15 protein-coding genes and 4 pseudogenes are annotated in these 15,737 nt (G+C 66.8%); 7 read left to right on the forward strand and 12 right to left on the reverse strand.

Annotated elements, in window-relative coordinates; genetic code table 11:
* Positions 1–2: 2 nt before the first annotated feature.
* The 3 genes and pseudogenes from AC24HA_RS04640 to AC24HA_RS04650 form a co-directional block, all read left to right on the forward strand.
* Positions 3–678, forward strand: a pseudogene (locus AC24HA_RS04640) (ISL3 family transposase); the annotation flags it as partial.
* Positions 675–1,025, forward strand: coding sequence for an antirestriction protein ArdA (locus AC24HA_RS04645; protein ID WP_242134972.1), 351 nt, complete (start codon positions 675–677; stop codon positions 1,023–1,025). The pseudogene AC24HA_RS04640 and the gene AC24HA_RS04645, both read left to right, overlap by 4 nt.
* Before the next feature lie 11 nt (positions 1,026–1,036).
* Entirely contained in the window at positions 1,037–1,243 is a 207-nt protein-coding gene (locus tag AC24HA_RS04650; RefSeq protein ID WP_242134969.1) for a hypothetical protein, read from the forward strand.
* 49 nt (positions 1,244–1,292) lie between these two features.
* Here AC24HA_RS04650 and AC24HA_RS04655 read toward each other — a convergent pair whose 3' ends face one another.
* The 11 genes and pseudogenes from AC24HA_RS04655 to AC24HA_RS04705 all read right to left on the reverse strand — a co-directional run.
* Positions 1,293–2,237, reverse strand: coding sequence for a hypothetical protein (locus AC24HA_RS04655; protein ID WP_242134968.1), 945 nt, complete (start codon positions 2,235–2,237; stop codon positions 1,293–1,295).
* 388 nt (positions 2,238–2,625) lie between these two features.
* Positions 2,626–3,060 (reverse strand): annotated as a pseudogene (locus AC24HA_RS04660) (relaxase/mobilization nuclease domain-containing protein); the annotation flags it as partial.
* Complete coding sequence (locus AC24HA_RS04665; protein ID WP_487563584.1) at positions 3,057–3,380, reverse strand: hypothetical protein; 324 nt, start codon at positions 3,378–3,380, stop codon at positions 3,057–3,059. The gene AC24HA_RS04665 and the pseudogene AC24HA_RS04660, both read right to left, overlap by 4 nt.
* A gap of 344 nt (positions 3,381–3,724) precedes the next feature.
* The gene (locus tag AC24HA_RS04670; RefSeq protein ID WP_242134959.1) at positions 3,725–4,048 is read right to left on the reverse strand and encodes a hypothetical protein; all 324 of its coding nucleotides are present in this window, start codon (positions 4,046–4,048) and stop codon (positions 3,725–3,727) included.
* Between the two features lie 2 nt (positions 4,049–4,050).
* Complete coding sequence (locus AC24HA_RS04675; protein ID WP_242134957.1) at positions 4,051–4,383, reverse strand: hypothetical protein; 333 nt, start codon at positions 4,381–4,383, stop codon at positions 4,051–4,053.
* A 28-nt stretch (positions 4,384–4,411) separates the two neighbouring features.
* Entirely contained in the window at positions 4,412–7,042 is a 2,631-nt protein-coding gene (locus AC24HA_RS04680) for a DNA-directed DNA polymerase (protein ID WP_487563585.1), read from the reverse strand.
* 359 nt (positions 7,043–7,401) lie between these two features.
* Entirely contained in the window at positions 7,402–7,707 is a 306-nt protein-coding gene (locus AC24HA_RS04685) for a helix-turn-helix domain-containing protein (protein WP_242134952.1), read from the reverse strand.
* A 681-nt stretch (positions 7,708–8,388) separates the two neighbouring features.
* A complete protein-coding gene (locus AC24HA_RS04690) occupies positions 8,389–8,730 on the reverse strand; it encodes a transposase (RefSeq protein WP_425709733.1) in 342 nt (113 codons plus the stop codon).
* Positions 8,731–9,192: 462 nt separating this feature from the next.
* Positions 9,193–9,678: pseudogene (locus AC24HA_RS04695) on the reverse strand (IS3 family transposase); the annotation flags it as partial.
* Between the two features lie 7 nt (positions 9,679–9,685).
* Positions 9,686–10,993, reverse strand: coding sequence for an ISL3 family transposase (locus tag AC24HA_RS04700; protein WP_425709734.1), 1,308 nt, complete (start codon positions 10,991–10,993; stop codon positions 9,686–9,688).
* A 142-nt stretch (positions 10,994–11,135) separates the two neighbouring features.
* Positions 11,136–11,402: pseudogene (locus AC24HA_RS04705) on the reverse strand (transposase); the annotation flags it as partial.
* A gap of 433 nt (positions 11,403–11,835) precedes the next feature.
* Between AC24HA_RS04705 and AC24HA_RS04710 the strand changes: the two are divergent.
* The 4 genes from AC24HA_RS04710 (at position 11,836) to AC24HA_RS04725 (ending at position 15,204) form a co-directional block, all read left to right on the forward strand.
* Entirely contained in the window at positions 11,836–12,183 is a 348-nt protein-coding gene (locus AC24HA_RS04710) for a DUF1801 domain-containing protein (protein ID WP_425709735.1), read from the forward strand.
* Positions 12,184–12,546: 363 nt separating this feature from the next.
* Positions 12,547–13,101 (forward strand): aminoglycoside adenylyltransferase domain-containing protein, encoded by a 555-nt coding sequence (locus AC24HA_RS04715; protein ID WP_487563610.1) that lies wholly within the window; start codon positions 12,547–12,549, stop codon positions 13,099–13,101.
* Between the two features lie 201 nt (positions 13,102–13,302).
* Positions 13,303–13,884, forward strand: a complete 582-nt coding sequence (locus AC24HA_RS04720) for a DUF6357 family protein (protein ID WP_425709737.1) — start codon at positions 13,303–13,305, stop codon at positions 13,882–13,884.
* Positions 13,885–13,887: 3 nt separating this feature from the next.
* A complete protein-coding gene (locus AC24HA_RS04725; RefSeq protein WP_425709738.1) occupies positions 13,888–15,204 on the forward strand; it encodes a DUF6630 family protein in 1,317 nt (438 codons plus the stop codon).
* Positions 15,205–15,316: 112 nt separating this feature from the next.
* Here the strand turns inward: AC24HA_RS04725 and AC24HA_RS04730 are convergent, their stop codons facing one another.
* The gene (locus AC24HA_RS04730; protein WP_425709739.1) at positions 15,317–15,727 is read right to left on the reverse strand and encodes a hypothetical protein; all 411 of its coding nucleotides are present in this window, start codon (positions 15,725–15,727) and stop codon (positions 15,317–15,319) included.
* Positions 15,728–15,737: the final 10 nt, after the last annotated feature.

Genomic DNA, 15,737 nt, shown 5'->3' on the forward strand with positions numbered 1-15,737 from the left:
CCTGGCTGGAGGCCCACCCCAAGCAACGGAAGGACCGCATCGAGGTGGTAGCGATGGACGGATTCTCCGGGTTCAAGACCGCCGCCAGCGAGGCCCTACCGGGCGCGGTAGCGCTGATGGATCCCTTCCACGTCGTTCGCCTGGCCGGAGACGCTCTGGACGACTGCCGACGACGCGTCCAGCAACAGCTCCACCAGCGCAGAGACCGCAAGGACGGCCCGCTCTACAAGGCGCGCCGCACCCTCCACACCGGGATGAGCCTGCTGACCGACCGCCAAAAAGAACGCCTCAGCGTCCTCTTCGCCCACGAGAAGCACGCCGCGGTCGAAGCGACCTGGGAGATCTACCAGGCCATGGTCACCGCCTACCGAGAACCCGACCGGGTGAAGGCCAAAGCAATGATGGACAAGCTCATCACCGCGCTGAGCAAAAAGGTGCCTGAAGCCTTGCCCGACCTGGCCAAGCTCGGCCGAACGCTGACCAACCAAACGCGCCGCCGACGTGCTGGCGTTCTTCGACCGCCCCGGCACCAGCAACGGTCCGACGGAGGCGACCAACGGCCGGCTCGAACACCTGCGCGGCTCCGCCCTCGGCTTCCGCAACCTCACCAACTACATCGCCTGCAGCCTCCTCGAATCAGGCGGCTTCAGACCCTTGCTACACCCTCAAATGCGATGAGCCAGATAAGTCCGTCGGAGGCCGCAGAGTGGGCTCGCGTCCTCCTCGCGGTCCCTGAGCACCAGCGCGATGCTCTGTGCGCTTGGACGGCCTCCGGCAGCTACGTCGCAGAAGGCACTGGAGACCTGCCGTCTGTTTCCGACTTCGAAGAGCGCTTCTGCGGAACATGGGGCAGTTTCCGCGACTACGCCGAGACTCTCGCCGAGGAGATCGGCCTCATCCCGCAGGACGCGCCGGAAGAGCTTGTGCGCTACTTCAACTGGGTTGCCTGGACCCGCGACCTCGAACACGACTACACGGTTGTCCGAGCCGACGCGATCTCCGTGTACGTCTTCAGGAACCTGTGAAGGGAACGAACATGAGCGCTGAGACCAACGCCGACAGCCACGCCGAGTCGTTTCGGTGGTGGATCGGCGACCCCGAAATGAGCGATGAGGAGGCACACCTCCATGACCTGCTCGCCCTGCACAAGGCAACCGTCGAGCTGATCTGCCAGCAGCGGGACCTTCTCGCGTACTACGACACCGATGCCGAGTTGTTCGGTGATGACCCCGAAGTCGACTGAGTTCAGAGTGCCCCGTAGCTTCGGCTACGGGGCACTCACTTTCTCTCGGCTACCAGCCACGATAGCTCTCGTACAGCTTCTTCCCGAGCCACCAGAGCAGCCAACCGAACAGAGCGCATCCGCCGAGGGCGGCGAGAGCGATGAGTCCCTTCGCCCACCAGGCGCTCGCGGTGGCGAACGAGTCCCAGGCCCATCCGAGCAGTGGCCCGAGGCCGAGCACCTGCGTGATCCCGCCGACCATCCCCGTGAGCATGATGAACGCGACAGTGAACGGGATGAGGGCAAGGCACATACGACCGACCGATGTCCAGGTGACCTTCGCCGAGAGCCGCTCGACTCGCCGCTCGGCCCGCCCGACAGCACCGACCACCTCGTGGGCGCGGCCGGTCACCTCAGCGAGCTTCTCAGTGCCGAGCCTGCCCACCCGATCTTCGAGCCCCGCGACGGTCTGCTCGACCCTCTGGACTGGAGCTTCGACAGCCTTCGCCAGACATTGATCAAGCACCTTCACAGCGTGCTCGGTGAGCTTGTCCGTGTCGATACGGACGTTGCCGCGCTTACGGACGGCCTCGGCGAGGTCAGCCGAGGCTGAAGTCGTCGTCTTCAGCTCCTCGCTGATCTTCTGCGTCATCGTGTATGCGGCCAGGTCCTCCCGGGTTACCGAGGACCCGTCGGGCAGCTTCACGACCTCGTTGCTGCTCAGCTGCTGCGCGACGGCGCTCAGCGTCTTCTCGATCTCGTTCAGCCGCTTCTTCGTCTCGGCGTCGAGCGGCAGCGTGGAGGGAAGCTCGTGCTGCCGCGAGGTCGACAGGCGATCCAGCCGCGTCATCTGCTCCTCGTCCATCACCTTCACGTACTCGGTCAGGTCGGCGACGGTCTTCGTCAGCTTCGCGATCTGCTGCATGTCGGTGTCGTGCTGTGAGATCAAGGCCTCCAGGAGCTCCGTAGTCTTCTGCTGCTCGTCGGCCTGCTTGATCCTGTCCAGCGCTCCCATGAGCCTGTCCCTTCTGTGCGTGATAGTCGAAGATCTCTTGAGCACCTTCGGCGGTGAATTCGGGTGTCAGCGCCGAGGCCTTCTTCCGTCCAAGCTTCCCGTTGTCATCCCGGCGCATCTTGTAACTCCAGCCGTCGCGGTTCGTCACCGCCAGCGTGACCCCGTGCCCGGCGAGAACATGCTCGAACGCCTCGCGATTCGTCGAGCGTGAGTCGGTCAGTGCGTCGTAGACCTTGTCGCCGAGGACCTGCTCGAACCCGCCCGGAGAGAAGGCCTCGCGGCGCAGCTCCCAGTCGGGCTTCGGTTCCTCGGGATCGGGGAGCACCCGCAGGCCCTCGTCTGCCATCAGCTCGTCGTTCAGCTGGCGCAGTCCGTGCTTCCACGATGTGTACCGCTGGAGGCTCTTACCGGTGAGGTTGTCGTGGTTGATGACCAGGATGTGCGCGTGCCCATGGCCTCCGGCAGAGTCAGAGTGCACCGCGACCATGTAGTCAGCGCTGTGCATGCGTTCGGCGAGTTCGACTGCCACGTCCCGGATGCGCTCAAGGTCGGCTTGCGAGGTCACGTCGAACTCGTCGGGGTGGAACGCCAGCACATAGCTCTGAAGCTGGTTCGTCCGACCATGAGCAGCGGCGTGCGCCTCGGCACACGCTATGAACTCCGACGGGGTCGTCCCGCCGTCGACCATGGACATCGCATACGCGGCTGCACGTGTCGATCCGACCTTGAGGAGCTCCTTTCGCACCTCAGGGTCACGCCCGTAGAGGATGTACCCAACGGCTCCTGAAGCGTTGGTCGAGGGGCGGACGTTCACAGTGCTCATACCCGTGTCCGATCGCCGAGCGAGGCACGCACCTCGTCCACCGCAACCATCACCGCGTGAAGGAGACTGTCATCGACGGCAGCACCCTTGCGGAGCGCCTGGTTCAGGTTCACACCTACTCGACGCAGCTGCTCTACTGCCGGAGCAAGAGACGTAGGCGCCGTCTCCTTCACTCCCGCGTTGTTTTCCAGCTGATCGACTTTCGAGGACCTCGAGTCCAGCGCGTCGAGCATGACGGCACGAGCCCATGCGCTCGGCTTGACGCTGAGCACGTGGGCACGGCGGCGGATCGCATCGCGATCAGCCACCGTCAGCCGCACGTCGAGAGAGACCTCCCGACGACGGCTGTTCCGGGGCTCCGCCGGAGCCTCGGCCGACCCTGTCCTCTGCGCAGCACCACGACCGGTGTTCACCTGGGAGTCGTGGTGCTTCTCCGCTGCCAGGGCCGGGTCTTCCGCACACCCCTCCGCACGAGCCCGACCAGCGCTGCTTGGGGAGTCGGGCTCGCTCTCCGGGGGGTACGGAAGACGGCCAGCAGGGTTCTTGTCCGACAATTCGCTGGCGCTCATGTCTCCCAAGAACCGCTGGCCTCCGTCCTCGGGCGCTGCGCTCCCTGCGGGCGGAGGGGTCCCGGGTCGCGGGCGCAGGTCCCGGAGCGGAGTCGTCAGCCGTTCCACGGTCCTACCTCCTCATGCTTGGGATCAACGGTCTGCGAGGCAGTCCCGTCGTTCACTGCGCCCGCGGACGATGCCGCCTTCTTCGCACGCCTCGACCGCTTCGTCTTCTCTGCCATCAGAGCTTCGCTTGCCTCCTGGGAGAGCCGGTCGTAGAGGTCGGGGTTCTGGTCGCGCAGCAGATCGATGACCTTCCCGTCGATGCGGCGCTGCTCGGCGGCGGCAGCACGCTTGAGCTTGGCGATGCGCTCGGACGCACGGCGGCGCTCCTGCTCGATCAGCTCGTCGAGGTTGGTCGTGGTCTTGTTGCTCATGGTCAGTTCTCCTTCCCGTTGAGAGGGTGGCCCTCTCCGAGGGCAAGCGACGCGATCTCGGACGGGAGGTCGAGGGCAGCGATGATCGTGTCTTCGGGCAGGCCTTCGTCTCGTGCTTCCTGCACGTCCTCGCGGAGCAGGTCGAGCGCTGCGCCAAGCACGAGTGCCTCAGAGCGCAGGGAGCCCTCGATCGTGGTGCGCCGGGGGTCGCGGGCCCGCCAGGCGTCGCCGGGTGCGCGTCCGCTGATGAGCCAGTCCGTCAGCGCGACGCGCGCGGCGCCCCTGTCCTGAATGTCCTTCATCAGGTCGACGAGCATCTGGTCGTCGGTGTTCATGGTCGTTCCTTTCGGGTAGTTGAGTTGGTCAGTACGGGAGCCGGTCGGCGTCCGTGGGATGTTCGCCGGACGCCATGGACGTCATCCGGCCGAGATACGGGTCGAGCGTGTCGATGGGGAGCATCTGGGACGCCCGCTCGGGCCGGCGGGCGTTGTCCCAGTCACCGCGCGAGACGGTGCCGAGCCCCCACTCGCCGAGCCAGTCGAGCCGCTCGGCGATGGACAGCGAACGGTCACCGAGAGTCGGGATGGTGGCCACGCCCTGGCGATGAGCCATGACGATGGACATCAGCACCGCGCGCTGCGGGGTACTGATGCGGCGGCCCTTACCGTGCGTGCACTTCAGGTTCCAGTCGCGCCACTCAGCGACGGTGCGCAGGCATCCGGTGTCGGCCATGTCGCGGGCGATCTGGCGAGCGCGCAGGCAGTCCTCGACCCGCTCCCACGGCTGCGTGGTGAAGGTCGCCATCTCCTCAACCGAGCCGTCCGGCAGGGGCACCATCTCGGGTGTCATGGAGGACATGACGGGCTGGCGCTTGAGGTCGTAGTCCATGCTGACCGAGCGCTCGACCCAGGACGGCAGGAAGTCCTTCCGGTCCTCCTTGCGTGACAACTCCTGGAACGACGGGAACCGCGTGTACCCGTTGGGAACCCGACCTTCCCTGCTCACGACGGAGGCCAGCAACAGCTCGCGATCCTCGGTACTGTCAGGGACAACATCTTTCGGGGCCTTGAGCCCGTTGTGAGCGCATACGCCGCCGAGGTCGAGAGAGACGTTCCCGCGCGTCGTGAAGTTCACCAGGTCGGACTGCGCGTGCTTGGTCTCCCAGATGGACGCGTCCCCGGTCAGGGCAACCCGGGCATCGCCGAGCACCTCTTCCAGACCGTAAAGGTCGAGGGCAGCGACCTCGTCCACGGTGGCGTCCGTGATGAAACCGTCGGTCGTCACCGAGTAGACATCCCTACCGTTCTCGCTCAGCTGGTTCATCGTCGCCAGCAGCTGCGCCCGCACCAGTGACGTGGTGGTGGCCGCGTGGTAGGGGCTGGACACGGCGGAACCGCCGACGTTGTCCATCTCCTGCGCACGTGCATCCCAGGACCGCTGCTCAGCCACGTCCTGCGCCGTCTTCCCATAGATGCTGTTCACGCCGGTCTTGAGGGTCTGCTCTTCCAGAGATCCCTTGCCGAACAAGGTCTTGGCGGCGTTGCGGTCGTCGATGAGCTGCTTGACGCCATGCCGGAGGGAGAAGCTCGGGCCACCGTCGTGCTGCCGCTCACGGCCGAGATAGCCGATCTGGCAGTGCACCTCAGCACCCAGGGTGAGCGCGAGCCACAGCTCCGGGCCGCACACCCATGTCCCGGCGACACCCTCGGATGTGCGCGGGTAGATGAGCGTCCCGTCGGCGACGATGGGCAGGCACGGGTGCAGCACGTCGGTCGGGAACGTGAAGGACACGAACCCGACGAAGGGCGTCGTGGCCGTCGGCACGTCATCAACGGAGAGGACCCGCTCATGCACGACTTCCTCGATAGCACCGGCCTCCCAGTCGATGTCACGGACCAGCGCCATCGCCGTCGGGTATGCGTTCTGTGCGTCGATGTCCACGGTCGGTACCGGGTTGTAGCCAGGCATCGGGCAGCTGTTGAGACCACCGTGGTAGGCACGGGCGAACGCCGACGACAGCTGAGCAGCAGCGCCGTCCAGCGGGTTCCGTCCACGCTTCGCGTAGAAGCTCAGGCGGTCGCCCTCCTCGACGGCCTCGACACCCTCGTCCTCGTCCACCAGCCCGGCGAACAGCCGACGGAACTCGGCCGGAGTGGAGGCACCGAGGTAGGCACTGCCCGAGTTGACGAGGGCAGCGGCAGCACCACCGCTGAGAGTGATCGGCGGAACGGTGCCGTCGCCCCACAGTCGGGCGAGGTACTCGACGACGATCACCGCGTCGTTGACGCCGTACTCCAGGAACTCCGCGAGGTGTTCACGGCGATAGTCGGTCATCCTGGAGATCCAGCCATCCGGCACGTCGAGCTTCGCGACTCCGCACGCCTCGCCGAGCGCTGCCAGCGTCTTCTTCCCTGCCGGAGCCTGCGACATGGTGTCGCGCACGGTCACTGACAGGCTCTGCCACCAATGCCCGTTCTCGTTGCCGCGCTGCGAGCGAAACGGCAGGAGAGTCACGAGGCCACCGGCCGCCGAGGTCAGGCGGACGAGGGGGTCCAGCTCCCGGGACTGACCACCCGAGCGGAACGTCGTCAGGTCGGCAGAGCCGTAGTGGCAGGCGAGGACGAGGGGAACCCTCAGCTTCGCCAGCGCCTCCCGGCGCTCCTCCCAGTCGTCCGTCCAGAACACCGAGCGAGGCACGCCGCGCGGACCCACCCCGGTAGGCACCAGAGGGGAGCGCCACAGCTCAGCGGCTGCGACTACGGTCCACAGCGCCGTGTGCAGGGAGATGCGGGCGCCGGAGCCCAGCGGCGGCAGGATGACGACTTCGACCATCACCGACGGGTCGAGCGGATCAGGTACGGCGAGCTGGTAAGAGTCGACGACCCGAGCGCCGCCCACGGTCGTGAACTCGGTGTCGAATCCGACGACGATCCCGGCGCGGCCCGTGCCCATCGCCTTCACCGACGGGAGCTCGCCGAACGCGGTCGTAGGCACCGACACGCCCCCTGCGACGGCTTCCGGCGCAGGCGGCGCCCAGCCGGTCGCAGAGCCACGGTCACACGGTCGAAACTCGGGGCTCCCCATAGGGGCTAATGACCGTGCCCGACCATCGCCCTCCTGACCAGGGGAAACGTGCGTCTCGGACGGGTTGAAAAGGTGTGACAGTTCGGAACCGTCACACTCAGTGGCGGGCGTCTGAGACCTCTTCGCCCCGCCGTTCGAGGCGTCGCTGGGCGCACCCGCGCCACCGTTGACCGCTGCTCGCGCGCGCCGCCGCACGAGCACCTCAAAGACGATGCCGTGCCGTGCACCATCGGTGATCTCGTGGTGTTCCCAGCCAGGAGCCGCGGCGCTCATGATGCACCGCCGAAGATCGTGCTGAGACGACGAACCTGGGCGTCGCTCAGCGGGGGAGCGGAGGCGGCGAGCCGTTCTGCGGCGGCCTCGATCTCCTCGAAGGTTGCAGGCCTGACGGCGACCGCGAGAGCGTCGAGGTCGGTGCGCAGCACCTTGATGCGGGAACCGATCTTGACGGCGGGCAGCCGACCGTCAGCGATCCACTTCCGGAGGGTCTGATACGCGCCGTAGCCGAGCGAGACGGCTTCCTGGAGCGTGATGTAGTGAGTGAGATCGGACGAAGGAGGCGGGGAGTACCCCATGGCAACTCCAGACAGCTTGAACTGTCCGGAGACGGGGGAATAGTTGTCCGGCTACTTTCCCGGTCGCCGTGCGCGATGCTCCACTGGGCCCTGTTGAGCCTCCGTGCCTTACGGGAGAAGTCACTCCCTGCCGGGTCGTCTGTATCTCAATCTCGACGTGGTTCCCGGCGCTACCCGGTGCTGACTATGCGCTGCTCACCACAGCCCACGTGGGGTGATCCCTCCTCGAACACCTTGCGGTCGCGGTGATCAAAGACTTGAAGCGATCCTATCTAGTCTGTCAAGCGGGGTCAAGTTGGAGTGCCACTGATCGTAGTGGTGTCCATAACGTGGTCGAATTCAGATTCAATGTTTAGAAATAGCCTCTGACCTGGGGTTTCGTACTTTACGAGACGAAGATTCACCCTCAGATCCCGAGTTTCAATACATTAGGCAGTTCCGATCTAACATCTGAACACAAGTCGAGGCGCGTGATCGCGCAGGTGGACTGCGTGCTGGCTGTCTCAATAGGGGCCCTCTCGGCGGACGCTGTGAGGCCGATGGCTTGTCCTGCTTCCTTTCGCGAAGGCAAAGGGCTGGCACTCTTCGAGCGATGCTCAGGGGCGTTGCTGTTTCGCCGAGGCGTCAATCTGCTGTCTCAATATCTGACGCGTCTCAAAAATCGGAGCCAGCCGTCGATGATCAGGTTTCGCCGAGCATTCGCATGATCTGCTCCCATCGGCCGTCGGTGACGAGCTGTCGATATCGACGCGCCACCGTCTGCCACGACCCGAATGACGGTGGGAGCTCACGCCAGGGGATGCCGTAGTGCGCGCGGTAGCGGATAGCGTTCACGATGGTGCGTGCGTCCGCACTGGGGCGGCCGCGGTGCGCTGGGTTCTCCGGCTGCACGATGCGCGCGACCCGTTGCCATTGCTCGTCAGTGAGCGGCTGAAAATGGGGACTGGCTGTCTCTGTGTTCTCAGCTGCCCCGGGCGAGGCGTCGTCGGCACGCTGATTGCTGCTGCGAGCGGCGACGATCACGCCGCGCGTCGTGTCGCACTCCGTGCATCGGGCTGTGTGTGGAGGCTCGTCTGCTCGACCGGTTGTCACGAACTCGGCGTGCTCGCACGTGAGCTCGACGTACCAGCTGAACAGTGGGCCAGATGAGGCGGGGGACAGGAGCTCGCGCAGAACGTCGATCTGGCGAGGGCTCAACGGTGGTGGAGGGCAGCATCGATGGCAATGGTCCGTCGAGCAGTCCTGAATCCTCCAGAACCCGAACCCGCACGCCGTGTGTGCTGAGCGGAAGGCGTCGTCGTCGGACACGGCGTCGAGTGTTGGCGGCTCTTCGGCCATGCCTTCCACATCGCGCAGTGCTCGGTGGCACGCGCGGCATGGCTCGCCGGCGGCGAAGGCGTCATACGGCTGGTACAGACCTTCCGATGACCATCGCTTTCGTCCGGCCTCGAACGGGTCTGCTGCACGGATACGTGACAGGTGTTCTCAGGCCGCGAGTGCGATCTGAGTGGTCATGATGGTCTCGTACTCGATGGGGGTCAGGCGACCGAGCCGGTCCTGTCGCCTTCGGCGGTGGTAAGTCCGTTCGATCCAGGTCACGATCGCGATCCGCAGCTCGGCCCGAGTGGCCCAACGACGGCGGTTCAGGACGTTCTTCTGCAGGAGCGAGAAGAAGGACTCCATCGCGGCGTTGTCCCCCGCGGAGGCGACCTGGCCCATCGAGCCCACGAGGTCGTGGCAGCGTAGGGCGGCCAGGAATCGGCGCGACCTGAATTGGGAGCCGCGGTCCGAATGCACAACGCAACCGGCGACATCACCGCCGCGGCGGGAGACCCCCGATACCAGAGCGTCGACCGCGAGGCGGGTCTTCATGCGATCGCTGATCGAGTACCCCACGATCCGTCCCGAGTAGACGTCCTTGACCGCGCAGAGATAGATCTTGCCCTCACCGGTGGGGTGCTCGGTGATATCGGGCTCTTCACAATCGAGGGTGTAGTTGGGGTCTGAAGCCGCCGGTCTCGAGGAGCGCGCGGGCGATGTAGTTGGTGAGGTTGCGGAAGCCCAGGGCGGAGCCGCGCAGGTGCTCGAGCCGCCCGTTGATGGCCTCCGTGGGACCGTTGCTCGTGCCGGGCCGGTCGAAGTAGGCCAGCACGTCAGCGGCCCGACGTTTGAGGGTCCGGCCGAGCCGACGGATCTCGGCCAGCACCGCCGGGACACCCCGGCTGAGCGAGTCGATCAGCTGAGTCATCAAGACGCGACCGCGAGCCCGGTCGGGCTCGCGGTAGGCAGTGACCATCTGCTGGTAGACGGCCCAGGTGGCCTCGACCTCGACGTGCGTGTCGCCGGCGAACAGTCTGTTCAGGCGCTGGTGCTGTCTCTCGGTGAGCAGGCCCAGACCGGTGTGCAACGTCCGGCGGGCGGCGTAGAGCGGGTCCCCGGAACGGCCCCGATGCCCATGAGTGTCCTGCTGGACACGGCGCCGGGCGTCATCGAGTGCCTCGCCGGCGAGACGGACCACGTGGAACGGATCCAGGACAGCGACCGCGTCGGGCAGCTCTTCGGTGGTTGCGGTCTTGAAGCCGGAGAACCCATCCATCGCGACGACCTCCACGCCGTCTCGCCAGGCCTGAGGGCGGCCGGCGAGCCACGTCGTGAACGCCTGCTTCGAACGGCCCGCGACCATCTCCAGGAGCCTGGCCGGCCCTGTCCCGTCACGGATCGGGGTCAGGTCGATGATGACGGTGACGTACCGATCGCCGCGCCTGGTGTGGCGCCACACATGCTCATCGACCCCCAGGACCTGCACGCCGTCGAACCGGGCCGGGTCGTTGATCAATGCCCGGTGTCCTTCGGTCAGGACCGCGGCGTTGGCGGTGTTCCACGAGACCCCGAGCCCCTCGGCGACCCGAGCGACCGTGAGGTGCTGGACCACGACGGCCTCCAGCGCCCACCGGAGCCCGCGGCGGGAGAGCCGAGCTCGCGGCTCCGCAGCCGCGGTGGTGTCCTGGCGCCACACGTGCCCGCACCCAGTGCACCGATAGCGACGCACCGTGACAAGCAGCGTCGTGGGGCGCCAACCCAACGGCTCATGGGCCAGCTCGCGGGTCACCGTGTCACGCGGGACGCCCTCGCAGCCGCAGCACCGGCACCACTGATCGGGCTCGACGACGCGGCAGGCGATCACCGCACGATCGGGCTCGAGACACTGCCCGACGGCCTCGAGGCCAAGCTCGTCGAGCCGAGCGAACGTGGTCAGGTCCGGGCAGGCGAAGGTAGCGTCAGACACGTCGAGGTCTTCCCGATGGGAGGCGTAGGAACCCCCATCATCGGAAGACCTCGACCCCTACCCAGGCACCGACGCGCCACCCCGCCCCCTCACGGCACTACACCCTCGATTGTGAAGAGCCTCATTTCCCCGACAGGTTCGCCTGAGAGAGGTAGGCCGCTGCGCGGCGCAGGACCTCGTTCTCCTGCTCGAGCAGGCGGACACGCTTCTTCGCTTCGCGCAGCTCGGCCGACTCGCTCCGGGTCACGCCGGGGCGGTTGCCGTCCTCGACATCGGCGGCCTGTAGCCAGTTACGCAGGCAGGACTCGCTGATCCCGAAGTCTTTGGCGATGTCCTTGATCGGAGCGTCCCCGCGGCGGGCCACGGCCACGACATCGTCGCGGAACTCCTTGGGATGAGGTCTGGGCACGATCGACATCCTTCCAGCAGCACCTTCCGGCACCACAGATCAGGTGTCACCTATCCGTGCAGCAGACCCGAACGTGGTGGAATTCCGGTTCAACGTCTGACCGGTCTCGCAGATGAGCGAACCGAAGGTGGGACGACACGCGGTGAGCGGGGCGGTTGTATTCGTTCGAGCCCGACGATCCGTGTCGTCGCGCACGACGGCCTGATCCCTGACGAGCAGCGGAGCCCGCGCGCAACGAATCGGACTGGACCCGCTGACTCGAGGGCAGGTACCTTTGCCGCTCGGTGGCATGCCACCGACTGCGCTTCCACGTGAGGACACGTGAATCATCGCGGAGAGGCCTGAGACGCTCAGGACATGTCCGGATGGGGTGCGGCGCACGATGCGCCAACTTCATTCCGCCGATGCGACATCGGCCACGAAAGGACATGACATGTCGTCGAAGGACGAGAAGAACCTGACTCAGGTCATCGACAGGATCTCAAGCATGGAGGAGCGGTCGATCGTGCGGCGTGTGCACGACATCATCGTGACTGCCGCCCCCGATCTCAAGCCGCGGATCTGGTACGGAATGCCCGCTTATGCGATGTCGGCGAGCACTCCCGCACTCGTGACGCTGCGCAACGACGAGCGATTGAACCTCGCGCTCACCGAGAAGGTCGACCACCGGCCGGCGGGAGGCGCCGACGGGACGCTGATGCCGGCCGCCTGGTACTTCGAGGCGGTGGACGCGCACACGGAGAAGCGCATTGCGGAGATCATCCGCTCGGTGGTCGGCTGAGGCTGGCACGCCCCTTCTCGGACTCTCCGAGGGAGAGTGTGCGCCCGTGGATCAGATCGCCGCGATGGTGCCTCTGGAGGTGGCGTGAGCAGTAGCCCCGTCGCGGTGGACGACGATCTCATCCGATCCGTACTCGGTCATCTGCGCAGCCAGGACCCCGGCGGCGTGGTCGGCGTGTACCTCTGTGGCTCGGGTGCGACGACCGGGCTGTATCCCGACAGCGATGTCGACCTGCTCGTCCTCACCCGCAGATCGCTGACCACAGCGGAGCGGGCCCCGTTGGTCTCGCTCCTGCTCGACGTCTCGGGGTGGAGTGGGCACGAGGGCGAGTTCCCCGCGGTCGTCGACCGTCGGCCGTTGGAAGTGACCAGCGTGGTCGTGGACGACGTGGTCCCCTTGACTGAGCAGCCGCGTCGCGACTTCCAGTTCGGGGAATGGATGCGCAGCGAGCTCGTCGACGGCGTCGTTCCCGTGCCGGAGCGTGATCCGGATGTGGTGGTCCTCCTGTCCGCAGCGCTGGGTGCGCACCGGGTGCTGCAGGGGGCGTCGCTGCGTGACGTCGTGCCTCGCGTCCCTCCTGCTCTGCTTCGGCAGGCTCAGCTCGATCTTCTCCCCGACGTGCTCGACGGCCTGGTCGGCGACGAGCGCAACGTCCTGCTGACCCTGGCGCGGATGGCCGTGACGGCTGAATCGGGACAGCTGCTTCCGAAGCGCGATGCTGCTGAGCGGATTCGCCATCGCCTGGATGAAGCTGGGGCCGGTCTGCTGGCGCTCGCCAGGGAGGAGTACCTCGGGCGGGTCCGGGTGGACTGGTCCCGGGAACGACACCGGACGCTCGGTGTCGTGCAGACACTTCGACGTCTCGTTCACGACGCCGCGGACGACCCGGTGCCGGGTTCGGCATCGGGCTCCACCTGACAGGTCGTGCATGGAGTCCGGTCTGCTGCACCCGAGGAGGTGCACACCTTTCGCGCGTACGCCACCTCAGGACGCTGCCCCCCAGCACCCCGAGCCGCCCTTGCGCTGAACGACATCCCAGGTCGCAGACCCGCGTCCATCGCGTGGTGGGAGCAGCGTCCTCAGTCGGTCATCCGTGACGGACCCGAGTACGTTGGCGTCATGACCGAGGTCGTGTTCGCTCGTGGCCGCTGGTTGCCCGACGTGCTGCGCGAGGACGGACGGCTGCGTCTGGAGATCATCGGCGGCGCCGATGCTCTCGGCGACGCTCGGCGGTTCACCATCCCCTTCTCCGAGGCGCACGTCGCGCGGATCCGGGAGGACCTGCCTCGACACGTGCTGCTGCGCGCTGCTCTGCTGCCGCTGTGCTACGCGGCAGGAAGCATGGGTCGTATGGACGAACCAGCGGCGGTCCGACTGCTGGAATCGGTTCTGTACGGCGACGAGGGCGAGGTCGACGCCGTGTTCGAGACCTCCCCCGGGGACAGCACGCACACGCTCATCTCCCACGGCGCGGACCCGGTGCTCCTCGATGCGGGGAAGGCGTATGCCGCGGCGCAGTCGGCAGTGGCATCGACCTCGTGGGACCTCGTCCGCGAGTACGAGGAGCGTCGACGAGGACCCCTGGCCACGCCGCGACCGCGGCATCATCGCCAGGCAGGCGAGGGGGCACTGCTCGCCGACATGAGTGCGGAGCAGCGCTGTAGGGTTCGTGGCGATCACGCCTTAAGTCATGGGGGTTGACTCGTGGGACACGCCGTTCGCGACGACCGCATCGACCTCGACGAGCTCGAGAACAGCCTGGCGAGGCAACGTGAGTGGATCGACCGGGACCGTCAGGGAGTCATCGAGTCCCTGGCGCGGATCGATGCGGATCCTGCCTCCGGAGCTGCGGCGCTGAGGGGATCGGTGGGGGATGCGCCCGGTCTGTGCCGTGGTTACGTGACGTACTTCAGCCGGTGCTATGCGGCGGGGGTGCCGGTTCCGGAGCTGGCGGCGGACCTGTGTGACGCATGGCGTGACGACCTGCTGCTCTCGTTGCGGCTGCAGACCCTGATGGCCGGGGCAGATCCGAACCTCCGGGCGGTGTTCCAGGACAGGGACATACACCGGGGGGCGATTGATTGTGCTCTGATCGCGACGAGCCTCGGCCGCGCGGATGTCGCGACGACCGTGCTGTCACATCCCTCGGTGGCGGCGCTGCCTTCGCGCGTCCTCGATGCGCTCGCGGTCATCCAGGGGGTTCCGCGGCCGGTGAGCGAGAACGACACCCTGTCGCGGGCGTACGAGGGGTGGTTGAAGGTCGGAAGCGCGACGCGTGGTCGCCGACAGGTCGCGTTCGAGCGCTATGTGCGACGTTGGCGCGCGGACAACGAGAAGGTCCGCCGGCTGATTCCACCCACCAGTGAGTTCTTCACCGGTGAGTGGGTGTTCGAGGCGGTCGTTCTGGCGCAGGCGTACGGGCTCGACGACGGGCCGGTGCGTGACGTGCCGGAGTACCCCGTCGATCTCGCCGATCACGCGCGTGAGGCGGGGCTCCCGCGTCTGGGTGATGACATCCGGTTGCCCGGTCCGTGGAAGAAGCCCAAGCCGCCGAGAGTCATCGAACCGGAGGTGGCCCGCGAGCCGGTCGAGCTGTCCGGGACCGTGTCGCGCGACGACCTGGCCGCGCTGCTGACGCCGGTCGGCGGTGGCCCGCTGGGCGCGACGACCGACCACGCGCTCCTCGATGCCGCGGTCGAGGCGGGGACCGTGCTCGTCATCGACTGGAAGGGCGTGGTGCCCGAGGAGACCGGTGAGCTGCTGAAGTCGGCGTGTCGCGATCTGGGCATCCCGGTTCCGGGTCGCGTGCCGTGGAAGGCCACGATGACCGTGCCCGACGGGGTGCAGAAGTTCGATGAGTGGCTGACCGTCAACGGCGCGCGACTCGTCACGCTCGACCTGGACTCCGACGACCTGATCGTGGCGCCCGTGCTCGTTGCGGATCACGAGAGCTTCGCGGATCGGGCGAGCGACACGATCCGGCTGCGGTCGGTCGAACAGTTCGTCGCCGACCATAGATAGCTGTCGGCGTCGACGATGTCCTGTGGGACGGGCCGATGCGATGGTCTGGCCGCAGACCGCGCACCGTCCGCCGTCGCCCCGGTCGCCCGCCTCATCGGTCGTGCCTGAGGCCTCACAGCGGCGGCGCACCGCCGGCGGCGAGGTGGTTGACGAGCGCGACGACGTGCTCCGACCACTTGCGGTCGGCGACCTTGACCGTGAGCGGGTCGCCGCCGTGCCGGTGCACGTGCAGTCGCCAGGAGAGCAGTTTGGGCTCGAGCTCGGCGCCGGCCACCTGGGCGGCCGGCACCTCCTCACGCACGTGCCACCAGGCGACCATGCGGTCGACGGTGTGGACGATGCGGCGGTCGGTGACGACCAGGAGTGGCCACGAGTCGCCCTTGAGTGCGCAGAGGAGGTACTCGTAGACGACCTCGTCGGGCTCCAGCACCTTCGTGGCGACGTCGAGCTCATGCTTCCCGCCGCGCTGCGGGTTGCGCAGAGCGGCGTTCATGAAGGTCTCCTGAGCACGTGTCCACGCCATGGGCCGCACC

The sequence above is a fragment of the Georgenia sp. Z1491 genome, from assembly GCF_057652395.1.

Coding starts and splice junctions, on each gene's coding strand:
- AC24HA_RS04685 (WP_242134952.1), bottom strand. CDS start 7,707: ATGGGGTACTCCCCGCCTCCTTCGTCCGATCTCACTCACTACATCACG.
- AC24HA_RS04675 (WP_242134957.1), bottom strand. CDS start 4,383: ATGAACACCGACGACCAGATGCTCGTCGACCTGATGAAGGACATTCAG.
- AC24HA_RS04645 (WP_242134972.1), top strand. CDS start 675: ATGAGCCAGATAAGTCCGTCGGAGGCCGCAGAGTGGGCTCGCGTCCTC.
- AC24HA_RS04720 (WP_425709737.1), top strand. CDS start 13,303: ATGACCGAGGTCGTGTTCGCTCGTGGCCGCTGGTTGCCCGACGTGCTG.
- AC24HA_RS04730 (WP_425709739.1), bottom strand. CDS start 15,727: ATGGCGTGGACACGTGCTCAGGAGACCTTCATGAACGCCGCTCTGCGC.
- AC24HA_RS04710 (WP_425709735.1), top strand. CDS start 11,836: ATGTCGTCGAAGGACGAGAAGAACCTGACTCAGGTCATCGACAGGATC.
- AC24HA_RS04650 (WP_242134969.1), top strand. CDS start 1,037: ATGAGCGCTGAGACCAACGCCGACAGCCACGCCGAGTCGTTTCGGTGG.
- AC24HA_RS04655 (WP_242134968.1), bottom strand. CDS start 2,237: ATGGGAGCGCTGGACAGGATCAAGCAGGCCGACGAGCAGCAGAAGACT.
- AC24HA_RS04670 (WP_242134959.1), bottom strand. CDS start 4,048: ATGAGCAACAAGACCACGACCAACCTCGACGAGCTGATCGAGCAGGAG.